Origin of the sequence: Chitinophaga sp. (assembly GCF_017745275.1) — a bacterium.
Lineage (GTDB): Bacteria > Bacteroidota > Bacteroidia > Chitinophagales > Chitinophagaceae > Chitinophaga.
In genome coordinates this window covers 448,442-474,296 of the sequence record NZ_JAGHZS010000001.1, presented here as the reverse complement: position 1 = coordinate 474,296, position 25,855 = coordinate 448,442, and the positions used below count along the sequence as shown (strand labels likewise).

Annotated in this window: 19 protein-coding genes; 7 read left to right on the top strand and 12 right to left on the bottom strand. The window is 46.5% G+C overall.

The features are described from left to right. Positions 1 to 271: 271 nt before the first annotated feature. On the top strand, positions 272 to 2,653 hold the full coding sequence (locus J7623_RS01825) for an ABC transporter permease (protein ID WP_291916543.1): 2,382 nt from the start codon (positions 272 to 274) through the stop codon (positions 2,651 to 2,653). Between the two features lie 171 nt (positions 2,654 to 2,824). Beyond that, a complete protein-coding gene (locus tag J7623_RS01820) occupies positions 2,825 to 5,317 on the top strand; it encodes a glycoside hydrolase family 95 protein (protein WP_291916541.1) in 2,493 nt (830 codons plus the stop codon). Positions 5,318 to 5,381: 64 nt separating this feature from the next. Here J7623_RS01820 and J7623_RS01815 read toward each other — a convergent pair whose 3' ends face one another. The 4 genes from J7623_RS01815 to J7623_RS01800 all read right to left on the bottom strand — a co-directional run bounded on the left by J7623_RS01815 (position 5,382) and on the right by J7623_RS01800 (position 8,674). After that, positions 5,382 to 5,768 carry a DUF3037 domain-containing protein gene (locus tag J7623_RS01815; protein WP_291916539.1) on the bottom strand — a complete coding sequence of 129 codons (387 nt, stop codon included), beginning with the start codon at positions 5,766 to 5,768 and terminating at the stop codon, positions 5,382 to 5,384. Beyond that, positions 5,746 to 6,546, bottom strand: a complete 801-nt coding sequence (locus tag J7623_RS01810) for a HipA family kinase (RefSeq protein ID WP_291916538.1) — start codon at positions 6,544 to 6,546, stop codon at positions 5,746 to 5,748. Before J7623_RS01810 ends, J7623_RS01815 begins: the two co-directional genes overlap by 23 nt. Positions 6,547 to 6,626: 80 nt before the next feature. Next, positions 6,627 to 7,679: a winged helix DNA-binding domain-containing protein gene (locus J7623_RS01805; protein ID WP_291916537.1), complete on the bottom strand. Its 1,053-nt coding sequence runs from the start codon at positions 7,677 to 7,679 to the stop codon at positions 6,627 to 6,629. 53 nt (positions 7,680 to 7,732) lie between these two features. Continuing rightward, on the bottom strand, positions 7,733 to 8,674 hold the full coding sequence (locus J7623_RS01800) for a YafY family protein (protein ID WP_291916535.1): 942 nt from the start codon (positions 8,672 to 8,674) through the stop codon (positions 7,733 to 7,735). A 108-nt stretch (positions 8,675 to 8,782) separates the two neighbouring features. Between J7623_RS01800 and J7623_RS01795 the strand changes: the two genes are divergently transcribed. Together J7623_RS01795 and J7623_RS01790 are read left to right on the top strand one after the other, a co-directional pair. Next, positions 8,783 to 9,745: a hypothetical protein gene (locus tag J7623_RS01795; protein WP_291916533.1), complete on the top strand. Its 963-nt coding sequence runs from the start codon at positions 8,783 to 8,785 to the stop codon at positions 9,743 to 9,745. Between the two features lie 118 nt (positions 9,746 to 9,863). Next, positions 9,864 to 10,835 (top strand): hypothetical protein, encoded by a 972-nt coding sequence (locus tag J7623_RS01790; RefSeq protein ID WP_291916531.1) that lies wholly within the window; start codon positions 9,864 to 9,866, stop codon positions 10,833 to 10,835. Positions 10,836 to 10,925: 90 nt separating this feature from the next. Here J7623_RS01790 and J7623_RS01785 read toward each other — a convergent pair whose 3' ends face one another. The 8 genes from J7623_RS01785 to J7623_RS01750 all read right to left on the bottom strand — a co-directional run bounded on the left by J7623_RS01785 (position 10,926) and on the right by J7623_RS01750 (position 23,421). Continuing rightward, positions 10,926 to 11,777: an aldo/keto reductase gene (locus J7623_RS01785; protein WP_291916529.1), complete on the bottom strand. Its 852-nt coding sequence runs from the start codon at positions 11,775 to 11,777 to the stop codon at positions 10,926 to 10,928. Between the two features lie 202 nt (positions 11,778 to 11,979). Next, positions 11,980 to 12,984 carry a hypothetical protein gene (locus J7623_RS01780; protein ID WP_291916527.1) on the bottom strand — a complete coding sequence of 335 codons (1,005 nt, stop codon included), beginning with the start codon at positions 12,982 to 12,984 and terminating at the stop codon, positions 11,980 to 11,982. A 97-nt stretch (positions 12,985 to 13,081) separates the two neighbouring features. After that, positions 13,082 to 14,914: a cytochrome c peroxidase gene (locus J7623_RS01775; protein ID WP_291916525.1), complete on the bottom strand. Its 1,833-nt coding sequence runs from the start codon at positions 14,912 to 14,914 to the stop codon at positions 13,082 to 13,084. Next, the gene (locus J7623_RS01770; protein ID WP_291916523.1) at positions 14,901 to 16,469 is read right to left on the bottom strand and encodes a metallophosphoesterase family protein; all 1,569 of its coding nucleotides are present in this window, start codon (positions 16,467 to 16,469) and stop codon (positions 14,901 to 14,903) included. Before J7623_RS01770 ends, J7623_RS01775 begins: the two co-directional genes overlap by 14 nt. A 10-nt stretch (positions 16,470 to 16,479) precedes the next feature. Beyond that, positions 16,480 to 17,559, bottom strand: a complete 1,080-nt coding sequence (locus J7623_RS01765; protein WP_291916521.1) for a phytase — start codon at positions 17,557 to 17,559, stop codon at positions 16,480 to 16,482. Between the two features lie 5 nt (positions 17,560 to 17,564). After that, positions 17,565 to 18,830, bottom strand: coding sequence for a hypothetical protein (locus tag J7623_RS01760; RefSeq protein ID WP_291916519.1), 1,266 nt, complete (start codon positions 18,828 to 18,830; stop codon positions 17,565 to 17,567). A 22-nt stretch (positions 18,831 to 18,852) separates the two neighbouring features. Next, the gene (locus tag J7623_RS01755) at positions 18,853 to 21,609 is read right to left on the bottom strand and encodes a TonB-dependent receptor (protein ID WP_291916517.1); all 2,757 of its coding nucleotides are present in this window, start codon (positions 21,607 to 21,609) and stop codon (positions 18,853 to 18,855) included. 237 nt (positions 21,610 to 21,846) lie between these two features. Further along, positions 21,847 to 23,421, bottom strand: a complete 1,575-nt coding sequence (locus J7623_RS01750; RefSeq protein WP_291916515.1) for a tetratricopeptide repeat protein — start codon at positions 23,419 to 23,421, stop codon at positions 21,847 to 21,849. Positions 23,422 to 23,606: 185 nt separating this feature from the next. On the opposite strand from J7623_RS01750, the gene J7623_RS01745 reads away from it, so the two are divergent. From J7623_RS01745 to J7623_RS01735, 3 genes are all read left to right on the top strand, one after another. Then, positions 23,607 to 24,380 (top strand): DUF1080 domain-containing protein, encoded by a 774-nt coding sequence (locus tag J7623_RS01745; RefSeq protein ID WP_291916513.1) that lies wholly within the window; start codon positions 23,607 to 23,609, stop codon positions 24,378 to 24,380. 369 nt (positions 24,381 to 24,749) lie between these two features. Then, the gene (locus tag J7623_RS01740) at positions 24,750 to 25,253 is read left to right on the top strand and encodes a hypothetical protein (protein WP_291916511.1); all 504 of its coding nucleotides are present in this window, start codon (positions 24,750 to 24,752) and stop codon (positions 25,251 to 25,253) included. Continuing rightward, positions 25,219 to 25,728, top strand: a complete 510-nt coding sequence (locus J7623_RS01735) for a hypothetical protein (protein ID WP_291916508.1) — start codon at positions 25,219 to 25,221, stop codon at positions 25,726 to 25,728. The genes J7623_RS01740 and J7623_RS01735 overlap by 35 nt, the downstream gene beginning before the upstream one ends. Positions 25,729 to 25,855: the final 127 nt, after the last annotated feature.

The window sequence follows — 25,855 nt, the reverse complement described above, 5'->3', positions numbered from 1 at the left end:
TAGGGGTTAACAAACCGTCTTTTGCTATCACAAACATACCTGCGCACCACGCATTTTATTTGCGTGATGATCGAAATATTATCACCTCCGAAATAATATTTAATGACCTTAAAAGGGCTTGTTCATTTCCGGACAATGCCCGTCCTGAAGTGGACACATGTTTTAATTTGTATATTTGATAGGGTTTGATTTTGAGTTGCTTTTGACGTGGCATTTTCTTCGCCATCCTGAGCCGGCATGTGTAAGTGATTCATCTTTTCAACCATCAGCAATGTTTAAAAATTATCTCAAAATTGCCTGGCGTTATCTCTGGAGAAATAAAGTGTTTTCCCTGATCAATGTATTGGGTCTTACCGTAGGATTGACCGCTTGTTTTTTTATTTTTTTGTATGTGCATTTTGAATGGAGTTATGATAAATTCCATTCAAAAGGCGACCGCATTTACCGGGTTACGTGTGATATACAAACCCCGAGTGAACTGATTAACGGGGGAATTACTCCCTGGCCGTTTGGTCCTAATATGCAACGCGACTTTCCCGAAGTAGAAGCCTTTATGCGGGTGAGTAAAGGGAACTTACTGGTGAAAAAAGGCAATGTCAGTTTCCAGGAAGAACATTCGTTATTCGCGGATTCCAGCATTTTCGGGATGTTTGATTTTAAACTGCTGAAAGGAGATCCAGCCACGGCGTTGAAGGATATCAACAGTATCGTATTAAGCCAAACCGCTGTAAAGAAATATTTTGGCGACGCGGATCCTATTGGTCAATCAGTACTATTGACCGGAGAGCAGATGCCCGCTACAGTTACCGGCGTAATGGAAGACATGCCGGAGAATTCGCAGCTGAAGGCTGACATGCTGGTATCTATGAGTACGCTGGTGAAGTTGAACAAGGGGATTGATAACCAATGGGGGAATTTTGGTGCAACTACATTTCTGTTATTAAAGCCCAATACCAATGCTGCCTCGCTGGAAGCAAAATTCCCTGATTTTATAGAACGGCATAATGGGGAAGAAAGAAAGGAGACTAAAATGTTCTATACCATAAAGCTGCAACCCTTAGAGAAAATTTATCTGTACTCGGGACCTTATTCTGCTTATCAAAAAGGAAGTATCACCAATGTGTATATTTTTTCCGTAATCGCCATTTTTATCCTTTTTATTGCCTGTATTAATTTCATTAACCTTACCACCGCCCGCTCTGTAGAACGTGCCAAAGAAATAGGGATCCGCAAAGTAGTAGGAGCTACTAAAGCGGAGCTGATACGACAATTCATCGGGGAATGTGTGCTGTTATGTTGTATCTCTTTTGCATTAACGGTCGTATTATTTGCAGGGTTACTGCCGGCGTTTAACCAGCTGGCAGGAAAAACCATCAGTGCCGGTGTTTTTGCTCATGGAGAATATATCGCGATATTGTTTGTGGCTTCTGTTGTGATTGGTTTGCTGGCAGGTATTTACCCGGCACTGGTCCTTTCTTCTTTTAAACCCGTATCTGTATTAAAAGGACGTTTTGCCACCGGCACTAAGGGTATATTTCTTCGCAAAGGTTTGGTGGTAACACAGTTCGCGATTTCCATTGCCCTGATCATTGGTACTATCATCGTGTATCTGCAGATGCATTATATGCATACCAAAGACCTGGGCTTCTATAAAGACCAGATGCTGGTCATAGATACGCATGGTGACCCTGCCAGGAACGCACTGAGAGACGCCATTGCCCGGATGCCGAAAGTGAATTCAGTGAGTATGGGATCTGGTGTTCCCGGAGGGCAAGCCAATGGTGCATATACAGAGATCATGAATAAGCAGGGAGAAATGCAGGTAGCCAACCTGGATCTGTATGATGTAGACTTTGATTACCTGAAACAATATAAAATTAAGATGGTAGCTGGACGTGCTTTTTCGAAGGATTATGGTACAGATACCACGCAGGCAATGATCATTAATGAAGCTGCTGTGAAGCTGTTTGGCTATACCAAACCGGATGAAGCTATTGGCAGAACCTTCCGGCAATGGGGCCGGACAGGCACCATCATCGGTGTTATAAAAAACTATCACTATCGTTCCCTGCAGCAGGATATCAGCCCGCTTACAATGCGCATTGAACCAGGAGATTGCGATATGATTTCGGTGAATGTAGCGCCTGGTGATTTTCCCGGTACTTTGTCGGCCATTGAGCAACAATGGAAAGCACTCATGCCGAACCGGCCTTTCGCTTATTTTTTCCTTGACGAATTCTTTGACCGGCAGTATCGAACAGAAGAACGATTTGGTAAACTCTTCTTCAACTTTGCATTATTGGCCATTATTATCTCCTGCCTGGGATTACTGGGACTGGCTTCCTACAGCGCTATACAGCGTACCCGCGAAATAGGTATCCGTAAAGTAATGGGCGCCTCTGTTACAGATATCGTGAATTTATTGTCCCGCGACTTTCTCAAACTGGTGCTTATTTCCTTTTTAATTGCCACACCAGTAGCGTGGTATTGCATGCACAAATGGCTGGAGGTATTTGCTTACCGCATCAGCATAGGCTGGTGGGTATTCCTGGTAGCAGGTATTATTGCCTTACTCATCGCCATTAGTACTATCAGTTACCAGGCCATTAAAGCGGCGCTGGCTGATCCCGTGAAAAGTATGCGCGCAGAGTAGCGACCAAAAAATATTTTAAGTGGTTTTGGAATAAAGCAGAATCCGATTATTTTTAGCTTTTAGCCATTAGCTCTTAGCTTTTAGCAAATACAGCGAAGGTGATCATACTTTGACACCCGCTGCATTTGCTAAAAGCTAAGAGCTAATGGCTAAAAGCTAACTAAAATAACAATGATAAAATTCCACGATTCCACGCAAAAAAAATTAAAACGGCGTATAGCCGTTTACCTGGTTACCCTCCTGGTAGCCAGGCCTGCACTATCGCAGCAGCCACTGAAACTTTGGTACGACCGCCCCTCCGGTAAAGTATGGGAGGCAGCGTTGCCCGTAGGCAATGGCCGGCTGGCCGCCATGGTATATGGTAATCCCGGCGATGAACTGATACGGCTAAACGAAAATACCGTATGGAGCGGCAGCCCCAACCGCAACGATAACCCCCATGCATTGGCAGCATTACCGGAAGTCAGAAAACTGATATTTGAAGGAAAAATGCAGGCCGCCAGCGATCTCGCCGCTAAAAATATCCAGGCGGAAAAAATCAACGGCATGTGTTATCAGCCGGTTGGTGATCTGCAACTACATTTCCCGGGCCATGAGCAGTATGCCGGCTACTCCCGGGAGTTGAACCTGGAAACAGCCGTTGCCAGCACTTCTTATAGCGTCAATGGTGTGACCTACACCCGCGAAGTATTTGCTTCCATTCCTGACCAGGCTATCATTATACACCTCACCGCCAGCCAACCTGGCCGCCTTACCTTTACCGCCCGGGCAAAAAGTCCGCAACGTTCTACCGTGGCCGTTAAAGATAACAACGAAATAGTGTTGTCCGGGATCAGCGGCGACAAAGACGGTGTACCCGGTAAAGTGAAATTCCAGTCGCAGATACGGTTCAAAACAACCGGCGGCACCAGTACCGCAGCCGGAGATACCGTCAACGTTACCGGCGCTAACGAGGTAACGGTATACGTCTCCATCGCTACCAACTATGTTAACTACGCTGATATCAGCGCCGACGAGGTAAAACGCACTACCGATTATATGAACCGGGTATGGCCTAAATCATATTCCGGGTTATTAAAAAATCATATTGCTGCTTACCAGCGCTTCTTTAACCGGGTGCAGCTGGACCTGGGAAGTACAGATTCCATCAAGCATCCCACGGATATCCGGGTGAGGGATTTTGCCACCGGCAACGATCCGCAACTGGTAACCCTGTACTTTCAGTTTGGCCGGTATTTACTCATTGCCGCTTCCCAGCCCGGCGGACAGCCCGCCAACCTGCAGGGCATCTGGAATCCGCACATGAATCCACCCTGGGGCAGTAAGTATACCATCAACATCAATACTGAAATGAACTATTGGCCGGCAGAGGAAACTAACCTGACAGAAATGCATGAACCATTGGTGCAGATGGTAAAAGAGATTGCTGTTACAGGACAGGAAACAGCCAAAGTGATGTATGGCGCCCGCGGATGGGTTACTCACCATAATACTGATTTATGGCGTATTACGGGGCCTGTGGATGGTATTTATTCTGCTATGTGGCCGATGGGAGGTGCGTGGTTGAGTCGCCACCTCTGGGAAAAGTATATGTTCAACGGAGATAAGCAATACCTGCAAACTATTTACCCGGTGCTGAAAGGTGCCGTAGCCTTTTACCTGGATTTCCTGGTGGAAGAGCCTACTCATAAATGGTTAGTAGTATCGCCTTCTATGTCGCCGGAGAATAATCCCAAAATATATCCAAACGTATCTATAGCTGCAGGTGCTACGATGGATAATCAATTGGTATTTGACCTGTTTTCCAACACCATTCACGCAGCAGAAGCACTGGGCACAGATACGGAGCTGGTAGCCCAACTCAAAGCGGCCCGCAAGCGGCTGCCACCCATGCAAATTGGTCAGTACGGACAGTTGCAGGAATGGCTGCAGGACCTGGACAACCCTGATGATAAACATCGTCATGTGTCACATTTGTTTGGACTATATCCAGCCAACCAGATTTCTGCGTATCGCACGCCGGAGTTATTTGCAGCAGCACGTACCTCGCTGATACAGCGTGGCGACGTATCTACCGGCTGGTCAATGGGATGGAAAGTGAATCTCTGGGCGCGGTTACTGGATGGTAATCATGCGTGGAAACTGATCAAAGATCAATTGACGCCGGCAGGAAAAAATAGGGCAGAAAATAGTGGCGGTGGTACCTATCCTAATTTGTTTGATGCACATCCGCCTTTCCAGATAGATGGTAACTTCGGTTGTACTGCGGGGATCTGTGAAATGTTGTTACAAAGCCAGGACGGCGCCGTTCACCTGTTGCCGGCTTTACCGGACGACTGGAAAAAAGGACGGGTTAGTGGATTGCGTGCCCGTGGCGGATTTGAAATAACAGAGATGACCTGGGAAAATGGGGAGCTACGTAAAGTGACCATCCGTTCCACCCTGGGAGGCAATTTGCGTTTGCGGGTACCCAATGCGTTGCACAACAACAGCAGGCTGACACCAGTTGCTGGTCCACAAACCAATGTCTTTTTCCAGCCTGATGAAACGGCTGCGGCATTGCTGAATCCGGCGGCTTCCATAGTCCCGGGTGCATTAAAGAAAACAGTGGAATATGATGTAGCCACGCAGGCTGGCAAAACGTACACCTTCACGAAAGAATAAGGATATCACGATCATAAAAAAAGCGCCTCACTATTCAGTGAGGCGCTTTTTTTATGATCGTTACTTAACCTACCAATTGTTCCTGCAATCGTATCAGTGTAGCTGCTGCATCGCTGGTACAAAATCCTGGATGTACTTTGGAGGTTTGTATAATGCTGCTACGGGTAGCGGTGAGCCAACGGAAGCGCGCTGCCATATCCAGTTTGGCGATAGGGCCTCCGGCTTTGCTGCCTTTGCTGATCTCTACAAATGCGTCCAGGTAAGGACGGATAGCAGGAATATCTATAGCAGGCGAAAAGGCGCGGAGCCGTTCTTCGTTCAGCGTATATACGGCCTGGAGAAATTTCTGTTGTCTGCAATAAAGAATTACACCTACATTCAAAAATTCTTCCCGTTCTACACTTGGTACTACGCGTATCACGGCATATTCATATAAGTGTTTGTCTTGCATGTTGTGCTTCTTTTACAAAAATTTCTGAATGGCTGATCCGGGTCGTTAAAAATTCGAAATATACCTGCCGGCGCTGTGCGGGCGTTTCATCGGAATGGTCGGCTACCAGCCACTCATCCGGGATGATATCCACAATAGTACGTATACGCGCTGGCGTTAGTAATGCGCGAAATGTGGCATCGGTACTTTCCAGTTCGCTGGCTTGCGGTAACAGCACATGATCTTTTACCTGCACAAAAGGGCGCAGGGCCTGCTCCTGCCAGTTTTGCCAGGAATGGTGAAAGTACAGGGAGGCGCCGGCATCAATCAGCCATAGTTCATTACGCCACATCAGCATATTGGTATTGCGTGCAGTGCGGTCTACGTTGGTTAAGAGGCAGTCTAGCCACACAATCTGCGAGGCCAGCGCCGGGGCTACGGTGTTTACCGTTGGATCGTACGTAGTGGCACCGGAAAGGTAGTGCAGGGCCAGGTTGAGGCCTACGCTCTTTTTCAGCAGGTCTTGTATTTCTTCATCCGGTTCAGTGCGACCAAAAGCTTCGTCGAGATTAGCGAACACCAGTTCTGGTACTTTTAAACCCAGTACCCTGGCTATTTCGTCGCCGATTAATTCGGCAATCAATGCCTTTACACCTTGTCCGGCTCCCCGGAATTTCAGGGCATATAAAAATCCATCGTCTGCTTCGGCAATAGCGGGCAATGAACCGCCTTCACGCAAGGGTGTTACGTAGCGGGTAACGTTGACCGTTCTTAGCTGAAGTTGAATATCTTCTATCATCTAATATCTGGTTATTGTTTTCTATAATATGAATAGCGTTGTCAACAAGCACCAAATATCAGCCTTTTTTTGCAGTTGGCTTATGCGTTCCCCATGAATGTCTTATAACGTTGTATAGCAGCGGTAATGGCCCGGTCGGCGCTCTTTTGCTTTTTGATAAGTTGTGTATCCACTACCAGTTGTTTACCGACTTCTTTGCGGTTCCAGATACCGTGGATTTGTCCGTTAATCACGATCACCGGTTTAAAAATACCGTAGCCGGTTAATGTGTTCAGGGCGGGGGGCAGGATATCGCTGCGGTCCTTGTAGGCTACCGTGTATTCATCATAAGATGGCAGTAGAAATGCAGTGACAGGGGGCGCCTGATCGGCCTTAAGGGCAGCAGGAAACCAATAGGCTTGTCCGTTAGCCACAATATGTGTGAGAGCGGATTTATTCAGGAGCAATCCTTTTTTTATGTCTGTCATATTGAGTCCGCTCCACCACTGGAAGTCATTGACCGTAGCGGGGCCGTGGCTGGAGAAATAACGGAGGGTGAGGCGGGAAATAGCTTCATCCCGGTCCAGCGGCGCTTGTGCGGGAGCCCGGTCAGACAGCAGGGCGTAGGTGAATTGTTTGCCTTGCCGGGGACCGCTGCAGATAAGTCCATCCAGTTCCGCATCCATCAGGAGGAAGCCGAGGCGGATATCATCGGTATTGATTTTTGCTTTTGTCAGTAAGGGCTTCAAGGCGCTTCGGGTGAGAAAGGTTTTATTACTCAGTGCTTTGCCAATGATGGTTTTACTTTGGCTGAGATCTTTATCAGAGATGCCCAGTTTAACATGCAGGTTTTTATTGAATGCTTTTATTTTAGGGGCAGTCAGTTGCAGCATCCAGCGGATGTCTTGTGGCGATACAAAGTGCCAGGTGGGGCGCAGGATATGGGTACGAAGGAAGCGGCCATCGTTGAAGTCCTTTTCAATGGAAGCATCGGTGCTGCCTGGTATCCGGCTGCCGATGGCCCATTTGGCGCCGGCATAGTCCTGGGCCTGGATACATCCCATCCATTCCACCAGTGCGGCGGGGCTGGTCAACTGGGTACTTCTTATCTGCTGCTGTTGCAGGCGTATTTGTGCAATTTGCTGACTGTTCATATACCAAAATTACCTGGGGAATATGACAACCCTATGTCAGTTGCTAAAACGGGTCATGAAACTTTGGCCAACATTTCTTTTAAGCGGTCTTTTACCAGGGTTTTAAGTGATGCCGGCGATATGATGCTGGCTTCATCTGCAAAAGTGATATACCAGCGGGAAAACGCCTGTATACAGGGCGCCTGGAAATGCATGGTTGTTGTTTCCGCGTCTTGTGTTTCATTCAGGAAGCCGTAATTGTATTTTTGCTCTACCAGGTATCGGGCCAGGAAATTATTTACCGAGATGGTAACCGGGAAGGAGCCATCATTCACCACCGGGCGTTGCGCCAGGTATTCCTGCAGGCTCAGGTGTGTTTGTTTACTGGTTTTGCCGGTATCCCGAATGGTGAGTATCCTTTCGGTGCGGAAGGGATGGTATTTCTTGCTTTTGGTACACCAGGCGATGGCGTTCCAGGTACCATGTTCATGATAAATTCCGATGGGCGCTATTTCTCTTTCATTGATACCTGTTTCAGTAGCGTATTGTATGGTCAGCAGGGATTTTTCTCCCACTGCTTTAATGATCTGGGGAAGTATGCCGTTGAGCAGGTGATTGTGTTCGGATACTTTGTCTTTTACCTCGATATTTTCCTGCAAATTTTCCATCACGGTTTTCTGTGCATGACGAAGTACGGCTTTTACTTTGAACATGGCGGCTTTGAACTGCTCGCTGTTGTACAGGTCGGCGTGTTTTTCCAATAGTTTTTCTGCCATCAGGCAAGCCACTACTTCTTCTTCGGTAAACATCACGGGTGGAATGCGATAGCCTTCCATAATGGAGTAGCCCAAACCTTTTTCTCCGAGAATGGGTACACCGGCTTGTTCCAGGGAACGGATATCGCGGTAAATGGTACGCAGGCTCACGTCAAACCGATCGGCTATTTCCTGGGCCAGTACAATTTTTTTAGATTGAAGGTGTATGAGAATAGCAGTTAGTCTATCGAAGCGGTTCATGGGTAACGGTATATTTAACAGCTAAAGTACAGTTTTTGGGAGATATGAATTTTAAATACATCGTTATCTTTGCTGGCGCCGTAAAATCCCGGCAGTGAATTATACTATATGAAACGTTTGTTTGTTATGTTATGTATGCAGGTGGGCCTGGTGGTTACCTGCCTTGCACAGGTTCCTCAAGACGGGCTTAAAACAAAGAATATCAGTGATACCTTTCTGTTGCCAACCCGGAGCTTATTACTGAAGGGTCCTTTCAATCCCCAAACTGCGCTGCAACAGTTATTTCCCGGCAAGCATTACCGGTTGACAGATGGCAAATATGTGAATGAGATGATTAACTGGGAATGTAAAACCGCTAAACGGAAGCAATATGAAGATGTAAATGAAGATGGCCTTGGTGGTTTCCCTTATGAAAATGGTGTGGCAACCCGCTTGCTGGATGCGATGGATTTCAAAGACTCCTCCGGTATGCAATACAAAGTAATCAGCTTTAATCATTCTGAATTTGATGCAGACGGTGCGCAGGTATCCCGATTTACCGGAGGCTTGTTAGGGTTAGCTAAGTTTGTGCTCACAGACCAGGGCTGGAATTTGCGCATGTTCACACCGGCTATCAAAGCTTATGGCGCATTTTCTAACTGCCCAACGCCTAAGTCACTGCAGATAGGCGTAGATCAATATGCCTTTATACTCAAGTCCAGCAACGGCCCTGCCGGTGGTCCTTATTACGGGTCATATTTTATGATAGCTGGTATCAATGGTGCTTATCAACAGGTAATGGCTGCTTATGCTGTAGAACTAACAGGTGGTGAAGAAGATGGGGTAGTGCCATGTACCTGGACCAGTACGTATAGCGTACCAGCCAGTGATAAAAAGTATTTCCGCGATATCCTGGTTACCACCACTGGAACAGCCAGCGCTTCAGACATGGATCATGTGCCAAAGGGGGTGGAAGCTTTCCTGAAAGGAAAGAAATCAGTGAAGTTTGTGGAGGAGAGGAGATTCGTGTATAAGGGCCCTGCTAAAGGATATGAAGAACAGTTGCCTGCAAAGGTTAGTCAGGCGAAATAGCTTTTAGCTGTTAGCTTTTAGCAAAATGCAGCGGAGAACATATTACGTGGGCTCTGCTACATTTTGCTAAAAGCTAAAAGCTAATAGCTGAATTTTAAATACAAGAAGCAATATACCTATGAAACGTTTGTTTGTTATGTTATGTATGCAGGTAGTCCTGACGCTTACCTGCTTTGCACAGGCGCCCAAAGGCGATCTCCAGTTAAAAAATATCAACGATACCTTTTTACTACCCACCCGCAACTTAATACTGAATAGTGATTTTAATCCGCAGGAAGCCTTGCTGCAGTTATTTCCTGGTAAGCATTACCGGTTGGTAGATGGAAAGAATGTAAATGAGATGATTAACTGGAAATGTAAAACGTGCATGCCGAAAAGATACGAAGATGTGAATGGACCTGGCGAGAACGATGGGTTCCAGGACTTTCCCAAAGCGGAAGGGATAGCTACCCGCCTGCTGAATGTAATGGATTTCAAAGATTCATCTGGTCTGCAATATAAGGTGATGAGCTTTAACCATTCTGTATTTCATAAAGAAGGTTTCCAGGGAACCCGTTTGGTAGGTGGTTTGTTAGGACTGGCTAAGTTTGTACGCACGGATCAGGGTTGGCACCTGCGCATGTTTACACCGGTTATCAAGGCTTACGGCGACTACTCCGCCTGCCCGGCCCCGAAGCCATTGCAGATTGGAGCCGATCAATATGCTTTTATGCTGGAACATAGCAGTGGTATGGGTGATGGGCCGTTTCATGAAACGTATTACCTGATAGCAGGTATTAACGGCGCTTATCAACAGGTAATGGCCGTGCATGATATTCAGCAATTGGTAGATGAAGACAAAACAGGAATAGCTTCCAACTGGAAGAGTACTTATAGCGTGCCTGCCAGTGATAAAAAATATTTCCGGGATATTGTGGTCACGACAACGGGCACGGCTATCGCCACAGATGCAGGAGGTTTACCTAAAGGAGTAGACGCACTTTTGCAGGGAAAGAAAAAAATACACTTTGTACAAGAGAGAAGGTTTGTATATAAAGGCCCTGCTAAAGGATATGAACAACTGCCTGCACAGGTAAGGTTAGCGAAATAATTATATGAAAAATGCAGCGAAGAACAGGTCATCTGCTCATCTCCGCTGCATTTTGCTAAAAGCTAAAGGCTAACAGCTGATAGCTTTTTTTTATGCTGACAGCAGTGCAAAATCTTCTGCTGATAAATCAATATTAACGGCTTTCAGGTTTTCCTCCAGGTGGTGAATACTCTTGGTACCCGGGATGAGCAGGATGTTATCTGCGCGTTTCAGCAGCCAGGCCAGTGCAATTTGTGCAGTGGTGGCATTATACTTAGCCGCAATGTGGCTGATTTTTTCCTCCAGCGTTTGCGGACCGGCAGCCAGTGGGAACCAGGGAATGAAAGCAATACCTTTTTGCGTGGTATAGTCCAGCACATCTTCCCATTGACGGTTCCCCAGGTTATACAAATTTTGTACAGATACGATCGGCAGTACGCTTTCCGCGCGTTGGATTTGTTCTACGTTTACTTCCGACAGTCCTACATGTTTTACTTTACCTGCTTTTACGGCATCTGCTACAGCGCCGATGGTTTCTTCTACCGGTACATTAGGATCTACGCGGTGTAATTGCCAGAGGTCTATTTGCTCTACCTTCAGGTTTCTAAGGCTGTTGTCTATTTCCTGTTTAATCCAGGCCGGTGTGCCATCAGTGCGCCATTCTTGTGGATTGGCGCGGTGGAAACCACCTTTGGTAGCAATCACCAGTCCTTTTTTATAGGGATGCAATGCATCTGCTATGAGTCGTTCGTTTAATTCAGGGCCATAGGCAGCGGCGGTGTCAATAAAATTCACGCCGGCATCTACTACATGTTGTAATACTTTGATACCGGAAGCGCGATCTGCCCCTTCTCCAAAAGCCTGCTCGCCGGACAGGCGCATGGCGCCGTAACCCATACGGTTAATATTCAGATCATTGCCCAGGCGAAAAGTATATTGCTGTGATATTGTTGTTGTTGCCATTTTTTTAAATTTTAATGAACCAAAGGTAAGGGGAGAATTGGTTACAAAAATTGTGAAAATAAAAGACCAACTTGTAGAAATCAAAGAATTGTTTTTCCGGCATAAAAAAAGGCGGGTAGACACCCGCCTTATACCAACTTCATGTATTTTACGATGAAAATCTGACTATAACTAGAAAAGAGGTCTTAATGTAATGTCCGGACTATGGCCTGTCCAGGGAGGCGGCGTACCAGGTGCCTGCCTGGTAGGTCATCACGTGTTCACAATCCACCAGTTTATTTGCAAGTTCCAGCAAACCTTTTTGCAGGCCGCCAACACCAGGGCGGAGCATGGGATTCACCAGTTTATCACCCCAGCCGATCTCCGCCAGTTTCGTATCAAACCTTGCGAGGCCAGCCAGGTAATCTTTTTGAGCCAGCAGCCACAGTTCTTTATTTTTTACCAGTGCGTCTTTGGCCACTTTCATGTGCTCGTTGAAATATTTGGTGCGGATCAACTTTTCTTTGCCGGGATCCGCCCCGGTATATTCACCCATTTGAATAATAGGCAGGGCTTTTAATTCAGCGGCTTCTTTCCTATCCAGTGCTTCATGTATACTTAAATCCGGTTTGGATAATGGTTGGAAATACCGGGTTTCCATGTTTTTCTGGAAGTTACCCATCTCCATGCTCAGGCTTTTGAACATTTCCATTTCTTTGGCTACTACATCATTGGTCACCACAGGCCCCGTTGGTGCTTTCACGTTATATTTCTTATTCCACTCCTTCAGAAAAATCTCTTTCTCCTTATCGCTTTTGGCTTCAAATTCTTCGGCGAATTTTTCATCGTTTTGCAGCTTATCCTGCAGATCCCGCATAGCGCGTTGCATTTCCGGGCTACCTGCTACAAAAGAATTGCTTTTTTTTGCCAGATCTACCGCGATATCCGCGCTTTCTGCCTGTGATGGCGGGGGAGCGCCCGCCTCTATTTTTGCAATGACTGTATTGATTTGCTCCTGGGCACGGTTATAAACATCCTGCCTGGTATTCACGGTTCTTTTCTGCTCGCCGGCACTATGTGCCAGGTTGTATGCCCCTTCCAGTGAAGCAGGCGGCAATGGTAATTTGTCTGACACCACCTGCACCAGTTTTAATTTAAGGGCTGTTTGCGCGGTTCCAGCCAAACACGCAACACAGATCATGCAACCGGTAAACAATATCTTTTTCATTTCGGGTAACATTTTATTGTACCCCAAAAGTAGCCTGCTCCAATGGCCCGGGTATCAGTATTAACAAGGGCTCGCGAAAATCAGTAGTACTACGTAGTTAGTGTGGCTGGTCCGTCAGCGCATGCATAAAGGCAATGATATCCTGTATTTCTCCGGGCGTTAATCCCAGGGGGGTAGCGGATAATGTTTGATAGGGATCATGGAGCCCCAGTCCATTGCCACCGCCGGCATTGTAGAACGCCATGACGTGTTCCAGGTCGGCGAATACGCCATTGTGCATATAGGGTGCGGTCATAGCGCTGTTGCGCACCGTAGGTGTTTTAAAGGCCCGCTGGTAGAATTCAATAGGGAAGAATTCAAAGCGACCGGCATCTTTATCGGCCTGTGGATGTTGCAAATCATCATTCACCGGAACACCTAAGTTTTCAAATTCTGTCCGCTGATAATAAGGAGGGGTAAGACCGTTGAACAGGGGTGCAAAATGACAGGTTGCACATTGTGCCTTCCCCATGAATAAGTTGAAGCCATTGATCTGCGCCGGGGTCATGGCTTGTTTGTTGCCGGCGAAGTATTTATCCATAGCACTGTTCATGGGAGACAGCGTATTAATATAGGCCGCAATCGCCCGGGTGAGGTGCGCCAGGGTAATGGCGCTGTCGGCAGCAGCTTCCGGGAATGCTACCGTGAACGCCTGTACGTAATGTGCACTGTCGCGTAGTCGTTTCAATATTACGGCATGTACGCCATTCATCTCCTGTGGATTACTGATCACATCTGCAATTTGTTGGGAAATGCTTTTGGCGCGGCCATCCCAGAACTGCGCGTACTGGAATCCGGCGTAATAGAGACTGGGTGCATTTCTGCGCACATAGTTTTTTTCATCAATCGCTAAACTGGTTTTCAAACCATCTGTGAAATATTTCGCAGGTTGATGACAGGTGGCACAGCTACGGGCATCATTACCGGAAAGGGCTTTCTCAAAAAACAGTTGCCGTCCCAGTGCTATGCGTGCGGCATTGTGGGTATTACTATCGGGAAATGCGCCAGGGTTCAGCGCATCTTTGCTGAACAGGTTTTGGGCGTGGTAATTCAGCGCGGTGCGTGTATGTTGATCCAGGTGCAGGGCGGTGATCAGTTTGTTCAATTGCTCTTGTAGCGGCAACGCGTAGCTGGTCAGGAATTCCAGCCGGTTGAAGCTATCAAAATCGGGGTGTTGCTGTAAGTATTGAATGCATTCACTGAGGTGTTTTTTTACGGGTATGTTTTCGGGAGATGGGGTACTGAGCCAGGGCTGTAGCAGGGCCTGGATCGTTTGCATCGATTGTGCCGTTTCGGCGATACCACTTTTTAATTCGGGAGCATCATAGCCGGTGATGCCATTTGCGTATAAGCGTACCAGTTCGATGCGTATACTTTCCATGAGGGCCTTGTCGGTGGTGTTAAACTGGTATAACAGGGCTGGAAGATCGGCGGCGGAAGAGCTGATGACGGCTGCCTGTTGCAGTAATTCGTTTTTGCGGGACAGCGGATCTTTATCGTACAGCAATACCGCTATTTGTTGTAGGCCGGCAGGGGCCTGGTATTCCATGTAAGGCTCGTCTATTTCTGTTTTAGCAGGCTGATTAAACGCCATGGAAGAGCTGAAGAAGAAGTAGTCGAGGAAGTATTCGATGCGTTTGTATTGTAGCCGGCATTTGCGGAGTGCGGCTTTAGCGTTGGGAACACTATTCGGTTGGTGGGCATCCAGCGCCTGTATGGCCTGTTCCATTTCCAGGGAGGCGGCCGCAAAGTTGGCGGCACCTTCCCTGAAAAGAATGATGGCATTGGCTACACCGTGCTGATCATCGGTTTGTTTGAATCCCCAGGCGCTAAAAATAGCGGCTATGGCAAACAAGGGCCAGATGAGCCAGGTGTGCTTATTTCGATACATGTACGATGAATGTATCTTTCAAATTATTATACACGTCGGTAACCGTATATTTAGTGACAGACGAGGTAGGCGTTACCGTTATACTTCTGCCGGTATTAGCACGATTGTTCCATTTGCAGGTACCTGCAAAGGAAGCGGTAAGTGTAGCCGACTGACCTTTTTTAATGTGGATATCTGTTTGACGGTTTACATTTTTCATCATGGTAAACTGGTCGCGGATGGTGCCATCAGCACAGATCCATTTCAGGTCGAGGCGGTTGTCCTGGATTTCCAGCAGGCTGGACCCGCCGTGGTCTGCGTCTGCGAAGTACATGGCCTTGTGTGGATACGTAGTTTGTTTACCACCCAGTTTGCCGGCAGAACCACTTACTACATATACGGTGCCTTTATTGCGGATACTGTCTTTGATATAAGGCGCCGCGTTGTTACCACCATCATATCGCCCGGAAGAGTTGCTGACATTATGTTTCGCCGGATCAAAGGAATTGGCGGGGCCGTAATGTCCCTGTATCAGTCGGGTTCTTTCGTAGTCGTGGCTATGTCCATTCAATACCAGGTCTACGCCGTTGCGTTCCAGTATCTGGATGAAGTTTTCGCGGATATGTATCAGCTCATCTTCCTCATCAGAGTTGTGCGAACCCATGGTGTAAGGTGGATGGTGCCAGAAAGCAATCACCCAGCCTTTGTTTTGATTGGCGGCGAGGTCTTTTTTTATCCACGTTACCTGCGGGCCGGTGGTATCGTAGAGCCGGTAGGCGCTGTCTTCTTTGCCGTAGCTATCGAGCGACAGGAAGTGAATATTACCGATATCGAAGGAATAGAACGATGGGGTATGTGATGGCACGCCACCTGATTCTCCATCTACCGGCATAGAGAAGTTCTGGTAATAAGTGGTTTGGTGTGTCATCTGGGCTTGTTTTGCCGAGATGTCGGTATCATGGTAGTCGTGGTTGCCCGGGGCAGGGAACAGGGGATATTTTTTCAGCAGGTCATCTTTGTAAACGTTAAAGAACTTGCTTTGATATTCCGCGTCAGTGCCATCGGGGTAGGCGTTATCTCCCAATAATATCCATGCATTCAGGTAGTTGTTGCCCAGGTATTTCAGCAGTTGTTCCTTTACCTGGCGTTGGTTCACGGAGTTATCGCCGCAGTCGCCGAGGGCGGCAATGCGATACAAACCGGTGGTGCCGGGAGCGGGGAGTGTCTGGAAATAATTGTTGGCGTCTCCCTGTAACACATCTTTATATCCGCCAATGCTGTAGTAGTAGCGGGTATTTGGTTGCAGGCCGGTGAGCTTTACTTTATGTTCGGTCACCAGGTTGATGTCATCGGCTTGCTGATCCAGCTTATTCGGTGCAGTACCGTATTTAACGCGGCTTCTGGCAGATACATCGGTGCGCCAGCGGACAACGATGCTTTCGCTGCTGGCAGCCTGTAAATAGGGACCACGCAGCAGGGCTGGCGTGAGCGTTACTTTTTTAACCGGTGCTTCCTGTGCCTGTGTTGCCGTACAGGCAAACAACAACAGCATGGAAGCCAGGACAGTAGATTTCATATAGCGGGCATTATTTTTTTGTTGGCGCAAGTTCCAGTTGTTTACCGGCAATATCTTCCCAGCGATAATAGTGGAAGGTTTTGTCGTCACTCATCACTACAAACAAGCCATGACGGAACGTATCATTTAATGGCACACTGACTGCATCGGAGCCATCACTGTGACTGGCGGCTACTGTTACCACTTTCAGCAGCTTGTGATGTGTTCCTTCCCGGCTGAAGATATGGAATTTATTGGCTCCCTGGTCGGATACCAGCAGATATCCTTTCTTCGCCCTGGTTTTATAAATGGAAATTCCTTCGTGATCTTCGGTAAACCCGGTAGTTCCGAAAAATGCTAATTCTTCATTACCTTTTTCCGGATCTGCATAATATTGTCGCACGCCATGTTGTTCATCTGAATAATAAACATATCCTGCTTCATTATCTACCGCAATGGCTTCAATTTCCTTCTTGCCGCTGTACTGGCCAAATTTACGGACCAGGGTTGCTTTTACCTGGCCGGCGCCGTTGTCTGTCAGCAGGTACTGCCATAAGTAGGTGCCATCCTGCGGACCGGTTTTGCGGCCTGCGATGGCATAATGTTCTCCCTTTTGATTGGTGTAAACAGCGATGCCCATCAGATCCCGGTACTGTTTACCGGTTTCTCCTTCAAATACGGGAATGCCGCCGCCATCAATGGGCTGCATATCCGGCAGGGAAAAGAAACGAAGTTTGTGGGTGATACGTTCGGTGGTAACGGCAAAGTCTACACGCTTTCCGTTGAGCAACAGCCCATAGGCAATGTCCACGTTGTTAGGGCGTTGCAAACCGGATACCACCTGTTTTATTTTGCCTTGCAGGTCAAACACGTAAAGGGCGCCTTCTGCCGACTTATCCGTACCAATCACCAGGCTTTGCGCCGGATTAACGGGATTCACCCAGATCGCCGGATCGTCGGAGTCAAATTGCACAGGAGCAGTGACTACGGCCGGTTGAATAACGCTGTCGGCAGCGTGATGTTTCGCTGAACCGGCAGAACCGGCGCAGGCAAGAAAACACAGCAGTCCGGGGACTGCTGTGCATAATAAAGCTATATTTCGTTTAATCATTTAAGTTAGTTTTTGGCAGAAAAAGCGCCGATAGTAGTAGATGGATCCGGAGAAGGATAGGGATATTTTTCCATCCCTACGCCGTTCGGGAAGTTGCGGGTAAAAGCAGTGGTGCCTGCGCCAATAGCAGGGGATCCTGCCTGTACCTGGAAATTCCAGCCGGTATTAAAGGTAGCGTTGTTCATCGCCGTGTTGAGCGGGTAGTTCACGAATTTAGGATCGTTTTGTCCTGCTTTGGTACCGATAACGTCGTTTTTGCCGGCTATTATTTCTTTGGAAGGCTGGAACTGGTCTACTGTTGCCTGATCAAATCCATAGTACATGTTGTTACTGATCACAGAGCGGGCGTCCTCTACTTTTTTGGTATCTCTCTTAATACCAAAACGTGTGTTGGCAAATAAATTATTATGTAATTCCACGAATACGGCAGCTTCCACCCAGATGGAACCACCTTTCACGGTAGGCCTTCTCCAGCCGGTGTTGAGGATGGTATTGTTGTAGGCGATCACATGTGCCTGTGGCGTACGTTCACCGGCGTTAGACAGCTTCAGCGCGTTGGTATTGGTAGCATAAAACAAGTTAAATGCGATGTCCGCAATACAACCGGATTTGATGTTGATGCCTTCACCGCCGGTGATGCCGGTAGTATAAAATTGATTGTTAGAGAAGATAATTTTTCCTCCTTCGATATAGGTACAATCTTCATTGAAATTTCTGAAAATGGAATTGTTGACTACCAGTTTTCCTTTCGTATTGCTATACCATAAAGCGGGCAGGTTTTCTCCGCTGCTGGCTTTGTACAGGCCCATTTTCACGGAGGTGGAAGATTCTGTGGTAGTAGCGCCGCCATATTCCAGGATCGCGTTATCCAGTAGCAATTCCCCGCAGCTGGGTGCCGCGAGAATACCGCCCCATTGCTTACCGAATTTGTTGGCTTCCGTGCGTGCTTTTTCGTGGATGGTAAAGCTTACGGGACTGCCTGTTTTTCCCATAGCATACAGGTTCCCTTTTACAATCACTTCCGGTTTGGCGAGGGTATCCATGATGATGGTGACGCCTTCTTCTATGATCAGCGTTTTACCTTCCGGGATAATGATATCGCCGGTAACGCGCAGGGTGCTGAATTTAGGCCATACACCGGATACTTCTCCGTGAATACCGGAAGTATCAACCGGTTTTTCAGTCAGGTCTACGTAGAGGTTGGCCTTTTTACAACTACTAACGAGGGCTATGATGAGTGCGGTGTAGCAAAGCGTTTGTATCAACTTCATGATGATAATATTTTGAAGATGTTTATAATTTGTAGCGTACGCCGAGCAGGTAAGTTTGTTTGTAATAGTCTTTCCTGATCAGTGTTTCATTGGCATTGTTTTGTCCGGGTACGTCCTGGTTTTCTTTGTTCGCACCTTTGATAAAGATGGTGGTAGGGGTGTTCAGCAGGTTACCGGCTTTAGCGAAAATGCTGAAGTGGTTGCGGAACTTTTTCTCCACGGAGATATCCATCTGTATAAATCCTTTCTGCCAGTAGTCGTTATCCACAAACTGGGATACCACATTAATACGCGGACCGGTGTAAGCGCCTGCCAGCTGTGCATCCCAGCCATGTTGTGTGTCTTTGTACAACAGGGAGAGGTTGGCGATATGTGCCGACTGACCATACAATGGTCTTGTCTGATCTACTTTACCCGTGGTTTGATTGCCTTTATCATCTGTGTACCGGTAGCTTTTCGGTGTAGTGATACTGGAGTTGGTATAGGTGTAGTTGGCTTTGAATCCTACTTTATGGAAGAATTTGATATAATCTATTTCCAGTCCGTAATTGCGGGCGTTCCCAAAGTTACCCGGTGTATAGTACTGATCCTGTCCGCGTACGGCGTCGGAAACGATGGTGTTTTCAATGGGATCCTGTATTTTTTTGTAGAATACGCCAAAGAGCAACTGATCGGTATGGTTAGGGAATAATTCGTAACGCAGGTCGAAGTTGTCGGCGATGGCGCGTTTCAGATCCGGGTTACCACGTTCGGTATAATCTTCGTTCACAATAACACCTGGCACCAGTTCAAAGAAGCCGGGGCGGTTTAAGGAGCGGAAGTATGAACCACGGAGGTTTTGGTGGGAGGTTAATTGATATTTCAGGTTCAGGCTGGGCAATAGGTCTGTATATACCTGGTGGCCGGCAGGTCTGCTTTCTCCCCTGGCGAACAACATATCATAACCCTGATCGGTGTGCTCCACGCGTACACCACCGGTTACTTCCAAATCTGCTGCCTTGAATTTAAACATACCGTAGCCGGCGGTAGTTTTTTCAGAAGCATCATAGGTTAAGGCATTATCTACCGCGCCTGTTGCTTTTTCAATATTCCATTTGATGTCGGCGTAGCTGGAAAAGTCTTTACCATACGTAGCGTTCAGGTCTGTTGGCAGGAATTTATAGTTGTTGAAAAAGCTGCTTCTTTGTTTATCACGATATAAGCCTCCGGCAGAGAAATCCACTTTGGTACCGGCGATCTTTGCGGTATAGGTCAGGTTGAGATAACCGGCAATATCGTTGTCGGTATTACGTTCCCAGCGACGGGTGCTCTTAGATACTGTTGTACGTGCATCCTGGAAGTTGGTACGTACGCCATATAAATCAACGGTGGTGTTGTCAGGTACTTCGTTTAAGGCAGAGGAGATAACGGCCGACCAATCCAGTTTTAATGTACCGGGAACGAGTTTATGTTCACCGTGCAGGGTAGAGGTGTAGATCTTCTGATCTGTTTTCCGGGAGCGGCTTTGATAAGTCAGTTGTGCATTGCCGTTTACCGGGTCAAATCCGTTACCCACATTGGTAGTGATGCCGTCTCTTGTCTGGAAGCTTAACAGGTTCATGTAAGCGTTGTAGAGCGACAGCTTATTATTATCATTGATGGCATAATCAATTTTAGCGTGTATTCCGCTGCGTTGTTGCTGTTCGCTGTATTGGCGTTCCCGCATGTTGGAGATTTTCTGGTATTTCTCTGTACCAACATTGGAAGCATCGTAGAAGGTGCTGGTGGTACCGCGGTAGTTATTCTGGAAGCTACCGGCTACAATAACGCCCAGTTTATTATGGAAAAAGCGCTGGCCTACAGACAAGCCCGCTACGATGTTAGGTGCAAAGTTTTTAGCCTTATAATTCAGGGTGCCGGTAGCAAAGTCGGCTGGTGTGGCATTGTAGTCTTTACCATGAATTTCATACGGCGATTTGCTGTTGATACCGCCGGCATCGAAGCGGGTGTATCCTTTATCCAGTAGCATCTGGCTATAACCGGTGGCTACATTGGCGTTGAGCGAAAGCTGGTTAGGGGCATCTTTCATCACCATATTTACCGCACCGCCTACCGCATCGGCTTCCATGTTAGGCGTTAGTGATTTGTATACTTCCAGGCGATCGAGTAGTTCGGATGGGAAGATATCGAGTGGTACGTAGCGGTATTTATTGTCCGGGCTGGGTATTTTCACGCCGTTGATGAGGGTATAGTTATATCTTTTATCCATTCCGCGGAGAATGGCGTATTGTCCGTCGCCGTTGCTGCTGCGTTCAATAGATACGCCGGATACACGTTGAATCACGTTGGCTACGGTCAGATCTGGCGATACTTCGATAGCGGCGCCGGATACTACGTTCATTACCTGTTGGGATTTCTGTTCCAGTTTGCGGGCAGTTTTTTCTGAGGAGGCTTTGGTAGTAGCGGATACTACTACTTCGCTGAGTCCTTTGCTGTTGCGTTCACTGAGATAAATGGTAATATGTGGATTGTCTTTTTCCACTACGGTGACAGATTGAGAAAGCGTTTTGTAGGTAAGGTGGGAAATAACGAGGGTAAATTTGCCGGGAGTTACCTTTTTGAATTCGAAGGAACCATCGAGGCCGGTGAGGGCTACCAGTTTGGTTTGTTCGAGTATAACGGTAACGCCTACCAGCGGTTCCCCTGTTTTCTGATCGTAAACATGTCCTTTCAGGCCATCGGCTTTAACGATGGTGACGCTGAGCAACAGACATAGCAACGTTGTTAAAAGTGTCTTCATTTGTAATGAATTTGATACCGTTTGTGTTGTTCGTAAATGGTATCGCAAATGTGATCTGCTATGAAAAAAATTGCAAGAAACGACCGTAAGCAAAACGTAAACAGCGTTAACAGCCCCGTAAACAAAGCGTAATCAGCGTATACAAATGACTGGTAAGTAGTTGAAAATTAATTGTTTATTTGTAACACGATCCGCCATTACCATTATGTTACCGGCATATTAACGCAATGTTAAGCGTCATAGTCCCTGTACAAAAGTGTTGAGGGTATCGCCTTCGGGGATGTTTAATTTTTTCCGGAGACGATACCTGGCTACGCGCAAACTATCGGGAGAAATACCGAGAATGGTAGCCATATCTTTGGAGTCCATATTCATTTTATGGAGGGCCAGTAATTTGATATCGTTGGTGGTAAGGTCGCTGTATAATGCATTGAGTTTGTCGAAGAATACCTGGTGCACCTGTTCAAAGATGCCGGTGAATTCTTTCCATTGTTTTTCGTGGTTAACGGTCTGGTTGATTTTCAGTACCAGTTGCTGCAGTTGTTTTTTCTGGTCTCTTTTATCGTCTTGTACCAGTTGGGAAAGGCTGTTTCTCAGTTCATCGAGGAACTGGTTACGTTGGATGACGTCGAGCGTGTGGGTGGCGAGTTGTTTACTTTTCAGTTCCAGTTGGTCTTTTTGTACCCGGTTTATTTCCGCATTTCTTTCTTTTTCTGCCTTTTCCTGGCTGATTTTCAACTTTTGGCGGGAGATGGTGAGGAGGCAAAGGATCACGAGCAGCACTACCACTATAACAATGGCCGTATAAATGATGCGGTTCATTTTGTGGCTGTTTTCCAATTGTATGATTTCATCATTCTTTTTATTGGTATCATAAATGATCTGGAGGAAGTTCATTTGCTGGTTATTCTGGGCAGAATAAATTTCCGCCAGGCATTTGCGGCTTTGCTCCATATAATAATAGGCGCTGTCATTTTGGCCCAACAGGTTAAATGTTTTGGCGATATCTTTCCCGGCAGCGGCTTCCTGGTATTTATTGTTGGTGTTGCGGGCAATGGCCAGTGCTTCTTTAGAGAAGGGCATGCTGCGTTTATACTCGCCTGTTTTTCTTAATACATCCCCGATATTATTAATGATTTCAATTCCTGCGCTGCGTTCGTGGTGCAATTCGTATAGGCGTAATGCGTTTTGGAAGTAGTAGAGGGCGCTGTCGTATTTTTCCAGGTCTTCATGAATGGTGCCGAGGTTTTCGTAAATGCCGGCCATACCGAAGGTATCCCTGATGGCCTGGTATTGTTTCAGTGCCAGGTGCTGGAAGAAGAAGGCGCTATCGTATTGTTGTTGTTTTTCGTAGTGGTGGCCTATATAGCCATAGGTGGCAGCCATACCGGGTTTATTGTTGATGGCCTTGTACAGCGCGAAGGCTTTATCGTACTGTACTTTGGCAGCTTTTTTATTGATATTGCGGTAGTAGAGCAGTCCGATGTCGTTCATAGTAGCGGCTTCTGCGGCCTGTTCATGGCTATTGCCGAAGATGGTAGCGGCTTCCTGGTAGTATTCGAGTGATTTGGCGTAGTGGCCGAGTGTGAAGCAGATGCGTCCCATTTGTTGCAGGCATTTGCCTGCGGCGGCGTCATCGTGGGAAGCTACTGCCTGGTCATGCATTTTGCGTAGCGCAAGGAAAGCAGCATCGGGCGACTGCTGGCTTAGTGTTGCGGCCGCCTGCAATTGTCGTTGCAGGGAGTCCTGCGCCGAAGCTGGAAAGATAAATAAGCATAGAACGATAAACTGGTAAACCCCTTTCTTTTTCATGACAGCACCCTACAATTAAGCATAAACAATCCTCAAAGAACCCATTTTAGTGTTAACTGTATGTTACCAAATGACTTGCCGCCGACATAATAATGCTTGCGTCCCTATCGGATTTTATCTATTATTGTGCTACCGGTTACTTTATTGAACCCACATTTAAATTCCAGTTAAACACTCATTTCATTATGAAAAGAAAATTCTTATTTACGATGTTGTTGGCAGGTGGATTTTGTGCCGCTAATGCCCAGGAGAAAGCAAAGCCTGAAGATACAGAAGTATATACACCCGTACCACCGGAAGTAATTCCAGCTAAAAAGCCCGGCGCTCCGCCTTCTGATGCCATCGTACTCTTTGATGGTACCAACCTGGATCAATGGGTAATGGCCGACGACCGCGACAAGCCTGCAGAATGGCTGGTAGGAAAAGGTGTCCTGACCGTAAATAAGAAGGTGGGTAACATCGAAACCAAAAAAACTTTCACCAACTACCAGCTCCACATCGAATGGCGTGTACCTTCCAATATTACCGGTAGTGGCCAGGCCCGCGGTAACAGTGGCGTATTCCTCGCCTCCCTCGGTAAAGGGGATGCTGGTTATGAATTGCAGGTATTGGACTCTTATAAAAATAAAACATATACGAACGGGCAGGCAGCCAGTATCTACAAACAATATGTGCCACTGGCTAATCCCACCCTGCAACCCGGCGAGTGGAATACTTACGATGTAGTTTGGAATGCACCTGTATTTGGTGCCGATGGCGCCGTAGTGAAACCTGCTAAAGTAACGGTATTCTTTAATGGTGTAGTGGTGCAAAATGATGTAGAACTGAAAGGACCTACCCAATATATTGGCCAGGCAGCTTATCGCCAGGCACATGGTGCTTGTCCTATTAAGCTGCAGGCACATGGTGATAAGAGTGAGCCGCTGAGCTTTAGAAATATCTGGGTGAGGGAGTTGTAGGTTTAAGATGATTTTATATGGGCGAAGAGGGAAGTATGTATGCTTCCCTCTTCGCTTTTTTATTGGGTCTGTATTAGTACTATTTATATGGTAATGTGTATTATGATTATAAATGCCAGGATAGGTGAGTGGTGAGTAGTGGAGAACCGATTTGTTTAACCCTGCGAATATAAATTTGGTTGCTTCAACCAATCTGCGAATGATGTCAGCTCCTGACATCAAAATAAGCCCCTGTTTATCTGTTATCGCTGCTTCGGCATAACTGTAGTAACAGCTTTCCAATCTTTTTATAAATTGATTGTTTTGATCAATTAATTGATAAAATACATCAATTAATTGATGATTTTGATAAATTTTCATTATCTTTATATGGAAGTACTAAATATTAAAACTGGCCAATACGAAGACGCCAGGATTTCCCTTCTTCAGAAAAATGAATTAACAAAATCAGAAAAAAAGAGATTTGATTTTGAATGGGAACAAGAGTTGATTCATAATGTTTACAAACAAACCCTTTTCAACGATGATAGCATTCTTGGGTTAATGTCTGTTTTGATTTATGAGGCAGAGCGAAGAGTGGAGATTAAGTTATTGGAATTGGCCCGGGAAAACAGGGGGAAGACAAAATTGTATGATCGGGTAGCAGGGAATCTTATCACTTTTGCATGCCAGTTATCATTTAAAAGTGGATTTGATGGCTTCGTTTCCTTAATCCCCAAAACAGAACTTATATCGCACTACATTGAAAAGTATCACTTTAGGCCAGTTGGAAAACATCTTGTGTTAGAGGGAAGTAGCTCAGACGCCTTGATTACAGAATATATAAAAATTAATTTGAATGAAAGCAAAGAAGAAAAAAAAGGAACCACTTGATCCGGATAATATTTACCCTCACGGCCTTTCTGCAGCTGAAAAGGCAGCAGCAGACAAGGAATTTGTGGCACTGCGAATGGAGATGTGGAATAATCGAACTAAGCAGGAACGCTTAAGAGGTCAGTTGATGCAATTGAGATTTCAGATATTGGATGTAATAGAGGCACGGGAGTACCAGGAGGAATTACATTTTGGTTATTTTCTTGCTACTTATATCCGTATACTAGAAAAAACGCAAAAGGAGTTTGCAGCTGAAATCAGTGTGGATGCTACTCGCTTAAGCAGAATTATCCATCAGAAGGAATTTCCTAATGATGAATTATTTATAAGGTTGGAATTACACTCGGATGATAACATCCCTGCATTCTATTGGTTCATGCTGGCTGAAAAAGGAAAAAGTTATAATATCAGAACAAATAAGGAATTAAGAAAACAGGAACAGAAAAATGTGCATAAGACGATAGCACAGATGTGACGAGTGCAAGTTACCCGTCGCATCTGGCAGTATCATTAGAAAGAGAAAATCTTGTCTAAGGCTATTTTAAAGGCTAATTATCGCAACGATTAACCCCGTAATAGCAGCTCCTGCAGCAGCCCATCCT

Bases quoted from the DNA above. Each gene is read 5' to 3' on its own strand.
- J7623_RS01825 (WP_291916543.1), top strand. From the start codon at position 272: ATGTTTAAAAATTATCTCAAAATTGCCTGGCGTTATCTCTGGAGAAAT.
- J7623_RS01820 (WP_291916541.1), top strand. From the start codon at position 2,825: ATGATAAAATTCCACGATTCCACGCAAAAAAAATTAAAACGGCGTATA.
- J7623_RS01815 (WP_291916539.1), bottom strand. From the start codon at position 5,768: ATGCAAGACAAACACTTATATGAATATGCCGTGATACGCGTAGTACCA.
- J7623_RS01810 (WP_291916538.1), bottom strand. From the start codon at position 6,546: ATGATAGAAGATATTCAACTTCAGCTAAGAACGGTCAACGTTACCCGC.
- J7623_RS01805 (WP_291916537.1), bottom strand. From the start codon at position 7,679: ATGAACAGTCAGCAAATTGCACAAATACGCCTGCAACAGCAGCAGATA.
- J7623_RS01800 (WP_291916535.1), bottom strand. From the start codon at position 8,674: ATGAACCGCTTCGATAGACTAACTGCTATTCTCATACACCTTCAATCT.
- J7623_RS01795 (WP_291916533.1), top strand. From the start codon at position 8,783: ATGAAACGTTTGTTTGTTATGTTATGTATGCAGGTGGGCCTGGTGGTT.
- J7623_RS01790 (WP_291916531.1), top strand. From the start codon at position 9,864: ATGAAACGTTTGTTTGTTATGTTATGTATGCAGGTAGTCCTGACGCTT.
- J7623_RS01785 (WP_291916529.1), bottom strand. From the start codon at position 11,777: ATGGCAACAACAACAATATCACAGCAATATACTTTTCGCCTGGGCAAT.
- J7623_RS01780 (WP_291916527.1), bottom strand. From the start codon at position 12,984: ATGAAAAAGATATTGTTTACCGGTTGCATGATCTGTGTTGCGTGTTTG.
- J7623_RS01775 (WP_291916525.1), bottom strand. From the start codon at position 14,914: ATGTATCGAAATAAGCACACCTGGCTCATCTGGCCCTTGTTTGCCATA.
- J7623_RS01770 (WP_291916523.1), bottom strand. From the start codon at position 16,469: ATGAAATCTACTGTCCTGGCTTCCATGCTGTTGTTGTTTGCCTGTACG.
- J7623_RS01765 (WP_291916521.1), bottom strand. From the start codon at position 17,559: ATGATTAAACGAAATATAGCTTTATTATGCACAGCAGTCCCCGGACTG.
- J7623_RS01760 (WP_291916519.1), bottom strand. From the start codon at position 18,830: ATGAAGTTGATACAAACGCTTTGCTACACCGCACTCATCATAGCCCTC.
- J7623_RS01755 (WP_291916517.1), bottom strand. From the start codon at position 21,609: ATGAAGACACTTTTAACAACGTTGCTATGTCTGTTGCTCAGCGTCACC.
- J7623_RS01750 (WP_291916515.1), bottom strand. From the start codon at position 23,421: ATGAAAAAGAAAGGGGTTTACCAGTTTATCGTTCTATGCTTATTTATC.
- J7623_RS01745 (WP_291916513.1), top strand. From the start codon at position 23,607: ATGAAAAGAAAATTCTTATTTACGATGTTGTTGGCAGGTGGATTTTGT.
- J7623_RS01740 (WP_291916511.1), top strand. From the start codon at position 24,750: ATGGAAGTACTAAATATTAAAACTGGCCAATACGAAGACGCCAGGATT.
- J7623_RS01735 (WP_291916508.1), top strand. From the start codon at position 25,219: ATGAAAGCAAAGAAGAAAAAAAAGGAACCACTTGATCCGGATAATATT.